General features: G+C 35.2%; 14 protein-coding genes. 11 read left to right on the top strand and 3 right to left on the bottom strand.

The features are described from left to right. The first annotated feature begins 89 nt into the window (after positions 1-89). Complete coding sequence (locus LG402_RS09740; protein ID WP_109408259.1) at positions 90-1,256, top strand: XylR family transcriptional regulator; 1,167 nt, start codon at positions 90-92, stop codon at positions 1,254-1,256. 40 nt (positions 1,257-1,296) lie between these two features. On the opposite strand, the gene LG402_RS09735 is transcribed toward LG402_RS09740, so the two are convergent. Next, positions 1,297-1,587 (bottom strand): VF530 family DNA-binding protein, encoded by a 291-nt coding sequence (locus LG402_RS09735; RefSeq protein ID WP_109408260.1) that lies wholly within the window; start codon positions 1,585-1,587, stop codon positions 1,297-1,299. A gap of 111 nt (positions 1,588-1,698) precedes the next feature. Then, positions 1,699-2,139 (bottom strand): hypothetical protein, encoded by a 441-nt coding sequence (locus LG402_RS09730; protein WP_109408261.1) that lies wholly within the window; start codon positions 2,137-2,139, stop codon positions 1,699-1,701. Between the two features lie 597 nt (positions 2,140-2,736). Here LG402_RS09730 and LG402_RS09725 point away from each other — a divergent pair. The 7 genes from LG402_RS09725 (at position 2,737) to LG402_RS09695 (ending at position 9,828) form a co-directional block, all read left to right on the top strand. Further along, positions 2,737-3,282, top strand: coding sequence for a fimbrial protein (locus LG402_RS09725; RefSeq protein WP_166541251.1), 546 nt, complete (start codon positions 2,737-2,739; stop codon positions 3,280-3,282). A gap of 81 nt (positions 3,283-3,363) precedes the next feature. Continuing rightward, positions 3,364-4,041: a molecular chaperone gene (locus LG402_RS09720; RefSeq protein WP_227336863.1), complete on the top strand. Its 678-nt coding sequence runs from the start codon at positions 3,364-3,366 to the stop codon at positions 4,039-4,041. Between the two features lie 20 nt (positions 4,042-4,061). Further along, complete coding sequence (locus LG402_RS09715) at positions 4,062-6,647, top strand: fimbria/pilus outer membrane usher protein (RefSeq protein WP_166541253.1); 2,586 nt, start codon at positions 4,062-4,064, stop codon at positions 6,645-6,647. A gap of 17 nt (positions 6,648-6,664) precedes the next feature. Then, on the top strand, positions 6,665-7,693 hold the full coding sequence (locus LG402_RS09710; protein ID WP_166541254.1) for a fimbrial protein: 1,029 nt from the start codon (positions 6,665-6,667) through the stop codon (positions 7,691-7,693). Positions 7,694-7,709: 16 nt separating this feature from the next. Beyond that, positions 7,710-8,270, top strand: coding sequence for a fimbrial protein (locus LG402_RS09705; RefSeq protein ID WP_227336862.1), 561 nt, complete (start codon positions 7,710-7,712; stop codon positions 8,268-8,270). Positions 8,271-8,279: 9 nt separating this feature from the next. Then, the gene (locus LG402_RS09700) at positions 8,280-8,816 is read left to right on the top strand and encodes a fimbrial protein (RefSeq protein WP_166541256.1); all 537 of its coding nucleotides are present in this window, start codon (positions 8,280-8,282) and stop codon (positions 8,814-8,816) included. A 223-nt stretch (positions 8,817-9,039) separates the two neighbouring features. Then, the gene (locus LG402_RS09695) at positions 9,040-9,828 is read left to right on the top strand and encodes an LEM-3-like GIY-YIG domain-containing protein (RefSeq protein ID WP_109408267.1); all 789 of its coding nucleotides are present in this window, start codon (positions 9,040-9,042) and stop codon (positions 9,826-9,828) included. Positions 9,829-9,866: 38 nt separating this feature from the next. On the opposite strand, the gene LG402_RS09690 is transcribed toward LG402_RS09695, so the two are convergent. Then, complete coding sequence (locus tag LG402_RS09690; protein ID WP_109408268.1) at positions 9,867-10,325, bottom strand: Crp/Fnr family transcriptional regulator; 459 nt, start codon at positions 10,323-10,325, stop codon at positions 9,867-9,869. 35 nt (positions 10,326-10,360) lie between these two features. On the opposite strand from LG402_RS09690, the gene LG402_RS09685 reads away from it, so the two are divergent. The 3 genes from LG402_RS09685 to LG402_RS09675 all read left to right on the top strand — a co-directional run bounded on the left by LG402_RS09685 (position 10,361) and on the right by LG402_RS09675 (position 13,237). After that, on the top strand, positions 10,361-10,879 hold the full coding sequence (locus LG402_RS09685; RefSeq protein ID WP_166541437.1) for a hypothetical protein: 519 nt from the start codon (positions 10,361-10,363) through the stop codon (positions 10,877-10,879). Positions 10,880-11,120: 241 nt separating this feature from the next. Next, on the top strand, positions 11,121-12,161 hold the full coding sequence (locus LG402_RS09680; RefSeq protein WP_166541258.1) for a hypothetical protein: 1,041 nt from the start codon (positions 11,121-11,123) through the stop codon (positions 12,159-12,161). Next, positions 12,140-13,237, top strand: a complete 1,098-nt coding sequence (locus LG402_RS09675; RefSeq protein WP_227336861.1) for an acyl-CoA reductase — start codon at positions 12,140-12,142, stop codon at positions 13,235-13,237. The genes LG402_RS09680 and LG402_RS09675 overlap by 22 nt, the downstream gene beginning before the upstream one ends. Positions 13,238-13,239 lie beyond the last annotated feature (2 nt).

Below are 13,239 nucleotides of genomic sequence, written 5' to 3'. Positions count from 1 at the left end.
TGTGATAGTAATCACATAGCGATGAAAGCAAGTTCTTACAAATCTAAAGCTATGGTTTAATGCCAGCCTTGGGGAATAGGTAAACAAAAATGAAAAAAGATACATACTTTCGTATTGTGCTGTTATTCAATGCTAATAAAGTGTACGACCGTCAAGTAGTTGAGGGGGTTGGAGAATACCTTCAGGCATCACAGTGCCATTGGGATGTCTTTATTGAAGAAGATTTTCGTACTCGACTGGATAATATTAATCACTGGGTTTGTGACGGTATTATTGCAGATTTTGACGATCCAATTATTGCTAAGCATTTAAGCCAATCATCGTTAGCGGTAATTGGTGTAGGTGGCTCTTATCACCAAGAAAAAAATTACCCGCCAGTACCTTATATCGCCACTGATAATTATGAATTAGTTCAGCAAGCCTTTTTGCATTTAAAACAGAAAGGGCTTAAGCATTTTGCTTTTTATGGTTTACCCGCAAAAGATCATCCCCATTGGTCTAATGAACGAGAGCACGCTTTTCGTCAATTAGTCACCAGTGAAAAATATCCAGGCATTGTTTATAACGGCATGGATATTACCCAAGAAAATTGGCAACACGCACAGAATCGTTTATCTGATTGGATACAAACTTTACCGCCACAAACAGGGATTATTGCGGTCACTGATGCAAGAGCGCGTCATTTATTGCAAGTTTGCGATAATTTAAATATTAATGTGCCTGAAGAAATAAGCATTATCGGAATTGATGATGAAGATATGACACGCTATTTATCCCGCATTGCATTATCTTCTGTTGTGCAAGGTTCACGGCAAATGGGATATTTAGCTGCAAAATTATTACATCAAACCCTAGAAGGGCATGTAACAGATAAACAGCAAAGAATATTAGTTCCCCCCGTTAAAATTGTTGAACGGCGCTCAACTGATTTTCACTCATTTAACGATCCCACTGTTGTTCAAGCTATGCATTATATTTATTACAATGCCTGTAAAGGGATAAAAACAGAGCAAGTTTTAGATGCAGTTAATATGTCGCGTTCTAATTTAGAGCAACGGTTTAAAAAGGAAATTGGCAAGACAATTCATACTGTTATTTATGAAGAAAAACTCAAACGCGCTCAAAATTTATTAGCCACGACAACACTCGCAATCCAAGAAATTTCCGTGATGTGTGGCTATCCGTCATTGCAATACTTTTACTCTATCTTTAAAAAAGAATTTGGTATGACGCCAAAAGAGTTTAGGGATGAGTGAGAGTAATATCTTCAGTACTATTTTATCGATTCTAGATATTTTACTTTCGACGGCTATTCGCCCAAGGATCACAATCAGGATGGTCGATCACTTCAATCACATCATCAATATCAGCTTCAAGAGAATCGAGATAGAGCGCTTCTACTTCAGCGCGTGCCCAAGGAGTTCTGCGCAAAAATTTCAAACTTGATTTCACGCTAGGATCACTTCTAAAGCAGTTAATCTTGATAAGTTGACCTAATTTAGCCCAACCATATTTAGCCACCAGCGCATTTACCTGCATTTCAAGAGTGACGCCATGTAGTGGATCTTTAGAAATATGTCCTGTCATGATTTTCTCAAATACGTATTATTAATTTCAAGGTAAGAAGCGGTGCAGAGTACAAGAAAGCCGTGGAAGTGGCAATAAAATGGGCTGAATAAAAATAGAGATGAAGCGTTATTATCCAGCATGACTTGTAATATAAAAAACTTCCCATTTGTCATCGCCAGTATGCCTTAGCGTGATCCTAAGATCAGTGGGGCCTTTAAATTCGATATTGATATCCTGCATTTCGACTTCAGTGCCATTAAACCAACGACGTAGTCGGTTTCCATTTGTTTGTTTTGGAAAACTATAAGCAAACTGATATCCAGAAGCAGGGATTTCTCTTATCGCTTTAGCTTTAAACTCTTCTAATGTTTTCCCTGTGTACATGTTTCGTTGTGTCAGATTAAATGCCTGTTCATATTCTTCATTATTGATATTACTAATAAAATTAGTAGCCAGTTGACGCTGATAAGAAAAAGAATAGGGTAGTTTAAGCCAATAGTACGCACCCAATGCCGAAACAATAAATAAAAACGAAAAATAAGTGGCCATCTTCTTATATTGTTTTCTCATGATACTCCCCATTCTCATTTTTAAGTTTAACATTCCATTATAACCACCGTGTTTAAAGCTTGATTACAACAGAGTCATTAACTCTTTAGCCACAATGAATAATATCATTTCTTTGCACCATCGCTTTATTTAAATAAAATTAATCTGTAATACAGGTTATTAACTTTTATTTTATTAATACTAGCGATTTATACGTAGAGCCTAAATTTTATACTGCGCGTGATCAAACATTTATATTATTTATCTAATATAAGGATAAATCCTAAGAAAGCGTTAAATTCTATGTCCTCTGAAATTTTACGTTACAATTTCGAACATTATATCAAGCACTCACAAGATGCTTATTATTAGATTTTAATATTATATGTAAGTTAAAAATCAGACTAAATCACCAAAAACAAAGTACAAAAATGATATTTAAAAATTTAATATTTCAAACTACAGCAAATTTTTGAAAAGGTATTGCAATGTAGATCTCATAAGAAAAAGTAAATATAATTTCTTCGAGTTGAACATGCCGGCACATATTTAATGTTTAAATCTTCGAAATATTGCCGACTAAATAAATAAACATTATTTAATTTAACGAGAAAACTTATGACTTTTTCTAAAACACTTTTAATCACATCTATTATTGCAGCTTCATTTTCTGGTATTGCAAATGCAGCACCAGCTGATGGTAACACAACTGGTGTTATTCATTTTAAAGGTCAATTTATTGATTCAACTTGCACAGTTGAAACTAATAACCAAAATCAAAATGAAGGCACGGTCCAATTAGGCACTTGGTTAACAAATACCTTTAATACTGTAGGTGAAAAAACAGAAGCAATGCCATTTACCATCGGCTTAAGTGGTTGCCCTGCAACATTAGGAACCGCACGAGTGACATTTGAAGGAACTGAAGATAATGAAAACCCTAGCTTATATAAAGTAAGTGACGCAAAAGGTGTTGGTATTGGTCTTTTAGGTGATCCTAACAGTGAGACTTATTTCACGCCAAATACTGAAGCAGAAGGTATTACACTAAAAGGTAATCAAGGTCAAAAAACATATTATGCGCGTTATGTAACCACGGCAGAAGAAGTATCACCAGGAAATGCTAATGCGGATGTTACTGTGACAATTAAATATACTCAATAATTTATTACTCTATATTTAATTACCCCATATTTACGTCAAAGGGGAACGTAGGTTCCCTCTTTTTTCTCAAAGGAAATATAAATGAAAAAATCAATTATTGCCTTATCACTTTTAAGCATAGTTACTATTAATGCTAATGCGAGTGTAGTATTAGGTGGTACTCGTGTTATTTATGAAGGTGACAAAAAAGAGGCATCAATCTCCGTTAGAAATAATGAAAAAACACCTTATCTAGTTCAATCATGGATTGAAAATTTTGATAATAATGACTCAACTAAACCGCCATTTTCAGTAACACCACCTTTATTTAGAATTGAAGCAGAATCAGCAAATGCAGTGCGTATTGTATTAACAGATCCTCGTTTACCAACAAATAAAGAATCTGTTTATTGGTTAAATATAAAATCTATTCCACCAACAGATCCTAATGCTGTCAATAATTTGACTATTTCTGTTAATAATAAAATTAAGCTTATTTATAGACCTGCAAACTTATCGAAATCAGCGGCGGCGACAGCTTATGAAACCTTGACGTTTGAAAAACAAGGCGACCAATTAAAAGCTAAAAATCCAACACCTTATTATGTTTCATTTGGTCAATTAGTCGTAGGTAATAAAGAATTAGATAACCCAGGCATGGTACCTCCAATGGCTGAAGCCTCGTGGAATATCTCTGGTATTCAAGCCAACCAAGTGACATGGAATGCAGTTAACGATCACGGTTCAATCACGGATAATAAAACACAAACATTGAAATAATAATTGGATGATTATTCATTATGCGCCTTATTACAAATCACAAAAAAACAGAAAAAAATTGTAATAAATACATTATCTCTTCGCATAATGGATTATTTACATTTCAATTAAAAAGAATATCTCAAGCTATTGCTACTATTATTATTGTTGGAGCAACAGCAAATTATTCCATTGCAAATGACTATTTTAGTCCAAATTCATTAAGTATTATTGATGGACAGAACATTGCAGATATAGAAAGCCTTGACCAATTCTCCAAACCTGGAGGGCAATTAGCTGGAAATTATCACGTCGATATTATTATTAATAATATTGTTGTTGATGCAAAAAACATTACATTTATTAGTAATGAAAAAACAGGTCAATTAATGCCTGTATTAAAAAAAGAAGATTTAAATGATTGGGGTATCAAAGTTGATTCTATTTCTGATTTGGCTTCATTAGCACCAACACACGAAATTACTGATATCAGCGATTATATTGCTGATGCAAAAACAGAATTAGCATTAAATCAGCAAAAATTAATGTTTTCTATCCCCCAAATTGCGATGGAAAAAATAGTACCGGGAACAATTCCAAGTAGTAAATGGGAAAATGGGTTACCAGCATTCGTTTTAAATTACTACTATAGCGGTTCAAATAACTGGAGCCGTACAGGAGGTCAAGACACTAATAATCACTATGTAAACTTTCGCAGTAGTGCAAATTTAGGCCCTTGGCGCTTAAAAAACTATTCAACTTTTAGCGAAAGTTCAGCAGGTAGAGAGTGGAAAAGCATCGAAACGAGCTTAGAGAGAGGGATTAATAACCTAAAATCACAATTAATTATGGGTGATACCTCAACACCAAGTGACGTATTTGACAGCTTTCAATTTCGAGGCATTCAATTACAAAGTGATGAGGCAATGTTACCAAGCTCAATGCGTGGTTTTGCTCCGGTGATCCGTGGTATTGCACAAAGTAATGCAGAAATTACCATCAAACAAAATAATTATGTAATTTACCAAGCTTATGTCGCGCCAGGTGCTTTTGAAATTGATGATCTCTATTCAACAGGAACTAGCGGTGACTTAACGGTGCTAATTAAAGAAGCGGATGGTACAGAGCGCTCTTTTGTTGTGCCATTTTCATCAATTGCCATTATGCAACGTGAGGGGCAATTTAAATATTCACTCACAGGGGGAAAATTTAAATCTAATGCTGACAACGCCAAAGAGCCAGAATTTGTGCAAGGTACGGCCATTTATGGTTTACCTAAAGGTGTTACAGGTTATACAGGCGTATTGCTCTCAAAAGATCATCAATCTTATGTTGCTGGTGTTGGTGTTAACTTAGGTAGTTTAGGGGCGTTCTCAACAGATATTACCCATGCGAATACTCAAAACTTAGCAGGTAAAAATAATAATAGTGGGCAGTCTTATCGCTTCCAATACTCTAAAAATATGATGACGACGGGAACCTCTGTCACATTGGCTAATTATCGCTATTCAACAGAAGGTTATTACAGCTTTACTGAAGCCAATAACCATTACAGCGATGAGTTACATCATGATAATAAAAAGAATCGCTTTCAGATAACATTGAGCCAGTCTTTAAATGACTACGGTAGTATTTATTTTTCTACCTATCAGCAAGATTATTGGGATCGTTCAGGAAAAGAGCGCTCCATAAGCTCTGGCTATAGTAATAATATGGGCGGAATTTCTTATAATTTAAATTATAGCTATTCAAGCACACCTAATCAGCGTAAGTCAGATAATCGATTTGCGTTCTCTGTTTCTATACCTTTGGATAGCATGGCGGGAAGTTACACGTCATTAAACAGCAGTGTAACAACAGATAATAACGGTAATGCTGACATGATGGCCGGTATTAGTGGCAGTTTACTTGAGAACAATAACCTAAATTATTCAGTCCAGCAGTCTTATGGCAATAAAGAAAATAATGCTAGTGGTAATGCATCTGCTTCTTATCGCGCAAGTTATGGTGTCGCTAATGTAGGCTATGGTTATGACAAACATTCACAACGAGCTAATTATGGATTAACAGGTGCTGTGGTTGCTCATCCTTATGGCGTGACGCTGTCACAACCTATTTATGATTCGTTCGCCATTGTTAGAGCACCAGATGCCAAAAATGTGCAAATTCAAAATCGCACAGGTGTTTCCACCGATTGGCGAGGCTATGCCATCGTACCTTATTTAAACGCATATTCTAAGAATGAAATTACATTAGATATCAGCTCATTACCTGACAACGTTGAATTAAAGAATAATACCGTCACGCTTATCCCAACGAAGGGAGCCGCTATGCTTGCTGATTATCAAACTCATGTGGGATATCGCGTGTTATTTACCGTTATTAACAACGGTAAACCTGTTCCATTTGGTGCTTTAGCTCAATTATCACAACAAACCAATGAACAAGAGGTAAGTACAGGTATTGCCGATGAGAATGGGGATGTCTATCTCAGTGGAATGCCAGAAAAAGGACAGCTTACCGTGTCATGGGGCAAAAACACGCAAGATCAATGTATTGCAGATTATCATTTAACGGCAGAGCAATTAAAACAGCATTTGCCAACCTTAACTGTTAATTGCCGTTAATTAAGAGGATCTTCATTATGAATATTAAACAATTTATTATTGCTACTTCTTTAACCTTGTTTTCATCTCAGGCATTAAGTGATGGTACTTTTTACCTCGGTATTAATAATTTTATTATTGATGATATAGCTCAAAAAAAACCATCAGGCTCTCTTTTAGGTAATGGTTGGCAAACATTCAGCGCAAGCTCTGATGAAAATTTATGCGAGGCGTTTACACCTGGCAAATATAACTATGTAACAAAGATCACAACAAATTTATCAGGTATTTCTGCAATACGCGAAGATTCACAATCTTATCCTGTTTTTAAAACCAACATAGATGGCATCGGTTATATCATGGGATATCGTCAACAAGGAACATCACAGTGGTATCCCATTACTTCTGCTGAAACCTATCGTGAGACGAAAGATAATACCGTAAAGCTTTATTTAGAAATGAAAATTGCCTTTGTAAAGACGGTATCTGGCGAAATAAATAAAAGTACATCTAATAGAATAAATTTAGAATCATTAAACTTTCAATGTACTCGAGGAACAACATCTTTGGTTATGGGGGTGGGTTTAATTGTACGAAGTTCACCTGCTGTGACGTGGAAAGAGAGCAGTTGTGAAGTAAAAACCAAACGTGAAACCGTTGATTTAGGGACTCATGAGCTGGCGGCAATACGCAAATTGGGTATTGGTGATAATTTTGGTTATGCACAACAATCAATGACGGTTGAATGCCCTGAAAATATGATTGTTGATTACACGATTGCTGATAATAACAACCCAAATAATATTGGCTCAGATATTATCTATTTAGAAAATCAGAGCAATAACCCCGGCTTTGGTGTGCAGATGTTTGAATCAGGAAGCTCTGAAGCTTTAAAACTCGGTGGCGATAGAAAAACACCGGGTAATTATCAATATTCTTTTGCGAAAACAACCAATAAGAAAGAAGTGATAAATAAAGATTTTGATTTTAAATACGTAAAATTATCTGACAATGTCAAGGCGTCTGATGGCAATGCTAAAGTCACTGTAACGTTAGTTTATCGCTAATTTAGAAGGAACTATCGTGAAAAATAAATCAATTTTAAAAAAGAGTGTTATTCAGTGCATTTTATTCGCATTAGTATTCTTTTCTTTCTCTGTCTTTGCTAGTGATAGCGTTAAAGTCAATTATACGGGTTCGATAAAAGCGGCGGCTTGTAGCATTGAAACAAATAATTTAAATGTCGAATTAGGTACTTGGTTATTAACAGGAAATGGCAATAATTTCTCTGCGGGCAGTACAACTGATTGGGTTGAATTTGAATTAGTCTTTAATTGTAAAATGCAAAGTAGTCAAGTGGTAGGTTCATTACAAGGAGCACCTGCATCAGATAAAAACTTATTTAAGCTTGACGATATCGCCAATGCTGCCTCAGGAATGGCTATTCAAATTGAAGCCTATTCTCCAGAGCGCAACCACTGGGAAGCTAAAAATGCCAATGAGTTAAGTGTGTTATTAAGCTCGAAAGAAGTTACCAATGGTATTAATAAATTGAAATTAAGAGCTCGTTATAAACAGTTAGAAAATACGGCAACGCCGGGCAAAGCTAATGCTTCAATTACCTTTGTTGTGCAAAGTAATTAAGGAATAATGATGAAACCAATCCAATCCATAATCCTTTTTGTCTCTTCCTTATTATTTTCTTCACAAGTAATAAGTTATGACACCTTATTTGATATTAAAGGAAAGGTGCAAGCTAGTACCTGCATATTAGAGTCATCAAAAATCAAAGAGGTTAACCTTGGGCATATTTCCTTAAGTAACAACGGATTTGGCGAACAGATACATTCAACGAGCGAAAAAATAGACTGGAATATTACCCTAGAGTGTCCTGAAGGATTACCCGTTATTTTAAATCCTAGAGGAACTGCTTTTTCTGGCGACAATACTGTTTTGGCATTAAATCCTTCATCTGATAATGCCAAAGGAGTTGGTGTTGAAACACAATACAGTGTAAATGGCAGTAATTGGTCTACATTAGAATTAAATAAACGTAATACCGTGATTAGCGCCACCCAAAATGAAGGTGAAGTAACTTTAAATTTTAGGGGTTATTACAAACAAATGGAAAAAGACGTTTTCCCTGGGACAGCAAATGCTACATTAGATCTTGAAATTGTTTATCAATAAAACGTTTATTAAGCTAAGTCATTAAGTTAATTTAATAAATTTTAATGATTAATTACTTCTTACGCGAGAAAATGAGCAATTATTCCAAAAATATAATTATTATTACCTCATGTTTATTAAATTAAATGATTAAAGTAATAGCAGTTATTTTTACTACATAATCCATCCATTAAAAATAGAAATATATTATATAAATTATATTTTTATAGCGCTGGAAATAAAAATGAAAGAATTTAATAAGTATAAAAAAACATTGAATGAAATTGACTACTATGTGTATGCTCTTTGTGAGGTAAATGGAACTCGCCGTATACCATTTTACATAGGGAAAGGGAAAAATTCTCGCTGTCTTACCCACATTGCTGAAGCCGAAAAAATGAAGGAAAATGGCGATGAATTAGATGAAAAAACACAAAAAATCATTGAATTACAAAAAAACAATATGCTTGGTATCGATATCTTATGTCATGGGATTAGTAACTCAGATAGTGCATATATGGTCGAACGAACTTGCTTAGATTTAATTGGTATTGACCTTTTGACTAATAAAATTAATGGAAAAAGCAGTAGCAATAATGAAACCAACAAAAGACAAGGTAGGTTAACAATAGAAGAAATACAATCCATTTATTCACGTGAAGATGTTGATGTTTCACCTGAACACAGTGGTTTAGTTTTTATTTTAAATAAACTTTATAAATTTGGTATGACTGATCTTCAATTATTCGAGGCAACCAGAGGTGTGTGGCATAATCCACCAAGAAATGATGAATCTGTAAAGTATGCTTATGCTACATATAATAATATTGTTAAGGAAGTATACGAAATTCACGGATGGGTAAAAGCTGGAACACAAGAATACTTTACTCGTACAATAAAGCTACCTAGTGAACGTTGGGAATTTATAGGTCGAAAAGCACCTCAGGATATTCGCGATCGCTATGTTGGAAAAATAATCAATTATAACCGTAGTTATAGTAGTCCATTTGTCAGAGTCGGAAAAAACAACTAATTTCAGATTAAGAATAAAATAGAAACATAAATAGTAATTTATATTTCTATTTTTGCTAGCCATTCACAATCCAACACCGTTATCGATTTGCTCTTTAATTTAATCGCCTTAATACTGACTAAATGAGCTAAAGCGCGGTTTAATTGTCTGGTTGAGATCCCAAGCATTGCCGCTAATGAGTCTCTTTTTTCTAATTGAAAAGAGACTCCTTCTTGTTGTGTTTTAAAAAATAAATATCGACGTAGTTTAAATTCTGAAGAATAGGGTGACTGAGAGTGTCTTAATGAAGATTGATAAAGTTTTTGGCTTAATTGCTGACAAATAAAGGTGAGAAAATTAGCATCTTGTAATGCTTTTTGTCTGATTATGGAAAGAGGTAACGCTAATAAATAGGAAGGAACTAAGGCTTGTACGGTGCTAAAGATCATTTCATCTTTAGCTGAAAACAGTTCTAAATCACCAATAACACAGAAAGCTTGTTCAAAAGAAAAGACCACATGCTCACCGTTTATTTCATAGCGTTCAATTTGTAATACTTGATTTAGCTGCTGATGAGGCCCGTTTTCCTTTAGATAATCATATCACTGCTTTTGATTATGTTAAAAAAGCAGGGGGTAATTTAATTGCTCATGCAGGAGAAGCAAAAGGTGCTGAAAGTGTCACAGAAACATTGGATAAACTGCATGTTACTCGAATTGGTCATGGTGTAAGAAGTATTGAGGATAGCGAAGTTATTAATAGGCTTAAATCTCAAAATATATTATTAGAGGTTTGTCCAAGCTGTAATATTATCTGCAATATCTATGAGCAAATAGGCCAACATCCCGTTAATCAGCTAAAAAAGCAGGGCGTTAAATTAAATATTAATACCGACGCACGAACGCTTGCCAATACTTCATTAAATAAAGAATATCAATTATTACATGATATTTTTGGTTGGTGCGAAAAAGACTTTCAGCAATGTAATATCGATGCTCTTAATGCCAGTTTTATTTCAGATGATATTCGTAAAAAGCTAATGGATAAGCTTTGCTACGTTCACAAAAAATAGCGATCCACACATAATAATCACCAAAGAGAACACTTTATTTTTAAAGTGTTCTCTTTGCTTTTAAGCAAAACTACTTATTTATCAGATTGTGATTATTCAATCTAGATAAAACAATGTGATATAAAACATAAGAACGGTGAAATCTAATCACATCCTTCCTGTTTTAAGAATAATTACATTCAATAAGTAAAAATAATTGCTGACTATGTTGATATAACCATTATCAATGTAAGGATACATCATGTCAGAAAAACGGTGTCATAAAATTGATAGCTTAGTTAACCTTACTCAACCTTATGCTGTTGATAGTTTTGATGATGCTCTTTTTACTGCATCTATGGATGAAGCAGATATCTGGCATCGTCAATATAATGCTAATTATCAATCGCTATGGCAAAAAATGCCTCAACCAGTTATCCCCGTTAATTTATTTAAAACCATGGATTTAGCGACACCAACACATCGCAATGGCATTTGGCTAAATAGCTCAGGAACGGGACAACAAGGAAAAACGCAAGTTTTCTTTGATGATGTCAGCCTAAAGCGCATTGAAACGGCAATGACACAGATTTTCTATCACAATAGCTTAATATCCACAAACCCAGCCCATTTTCTGATGTTATCGCCCGATCCTCAATCTGGCGATCATGCTGGTTTTGCCACTGCTTTCTTAAAATTTACCCAATGCGCACCGATTAAAGAGCTTGTTTTTACGGTATCAGAACAAGGCCAATTTGATACAAAACTAGCATGGTCAACATTACAGCGTTGGGCGAGTGATCCGGCTCCTATTTATATTCTTGGGTTAACACTTTTCTTTGAGCACTTATGTTTAAGCCGACCAGAACCCTTCACGCTGTTATCGCCGATTAAAGGCTTAACGGGCGGAGGATGGAAAGGGATGACAAAACAACTTGAACGACCTGATATTATCCAAGGATTAAAAGAAACCTTACATGCTCCTAATGTTGATATTCGTGATATTTATGGCATGACAGAACATCCTCTACACTACATTAGTTGTAGTGAAGGGCATTTCCACATTCCAGCTTATTCTCGCTTTGCCATTATTGATGAAACGGGTGATCGGGCACCAGAAGGTAAAACAGGATTTATTCAACTTGAGAATCCTTTTTTTGATTCTCTGCCTTCTCAACGTCTGTTAACTCAAGATTTAGGAATATGGGGAACACAATGCGCTTGTGGTCATTCTTTACCCTATATTCATTATATTGGAAGAGCTACTTCACCAGAGGGCACTTGCGCTGCACAGATAAAATGATAGAAGCGATACTTGTTCGTTTAGCAAACATTAAACTGTGTTTAATACACTGCCTTAATGAAAACTGGTTATTTTCTGATGACGTTTTGACGCAAAAATTCTGCCTTGAACGTCTGAAACAATGGGCTTATAGCGATGTATTAGCACAAAAAGTGGCTAACGAATTAGGAAATAAAAACTGGCGAGCGCCCAATAAATTATTAATTGTAGTCTCTGAAAAAGATCCCCTTGGTACATTAGAAGCCTTACTTGCAGGCTATTTAATTGGTAGTCCCATCAGAATAAAAGCACGATTATCAACACAATGGCTTTATCCATTACGGGCATATTTAGGCTTAAATGAAAATCAGTGTGAAATTCTAAATTGGTCGAGTGAAAATCAAAACGATGAGCTTGTTCTTGAAGGTATCGAGGCCATTTTATTAGCAGGTGGTGATGCGCTTATTCAGCATTATCGCCAAATCACACCAGCACATATTAAATTAATTGAGTTAGGTCCCAAAATAAGTGGGATGGCTATTTTGGGTGATTCATTACCTGATATTTCTTTGGTGTTAAATGATGTTTGCTTGTTTAGACAGCAGGTTTGTAGTTCACCTCGTTTTATTTTATTAGAAAATAAAACCTGTGCAGAACAACTCTATCAGCAACTTTCTATCGCATTGCCCTCATTACCGCCATTGCCTGATGATCTAAAACTTCAACAAATGGCACAAGCGCATGAGTATTCACTGTCTCGTGAGCGACTCAATAATGAAAAACCAACACACTATGATGCAAAATCAGGCTGGGCAGTCACTTATCACACTCAATTTATGCCTCAATATTGGCTTAATTTTGGCTTTCAATTGATTGTTGGCTCTGTGGAGCATCATTTGCAATTAGCCCAAAAAGAGTGGTTTGCACGCTTACAAACGCTGGCTTATCACGGCGACCTCTCTTCACTTTCACTGCAAAATTACTGTTTCACTCGTTATTGCCCAATTGGCACGATGCATTCTCGCCCAATGACAGCAACGCATGACGGCTTTTTTATATTGGCTGCACTGGTGTTCTTTGTGAATAAAGAAGGATAACA

Source organism: Proteus sp. NMG38-2 (assembly GCF_020640995.1).
Taxonomy (GTDB): domain Bacteria; phylum Pseudomonadota; class Gammaproteobacteria; order Enterobacterales; family Enterobacteriaceae; genus Proteus.
This window is presented reverse-complemented; position numbering and strand designations above follow the sequence as displayed.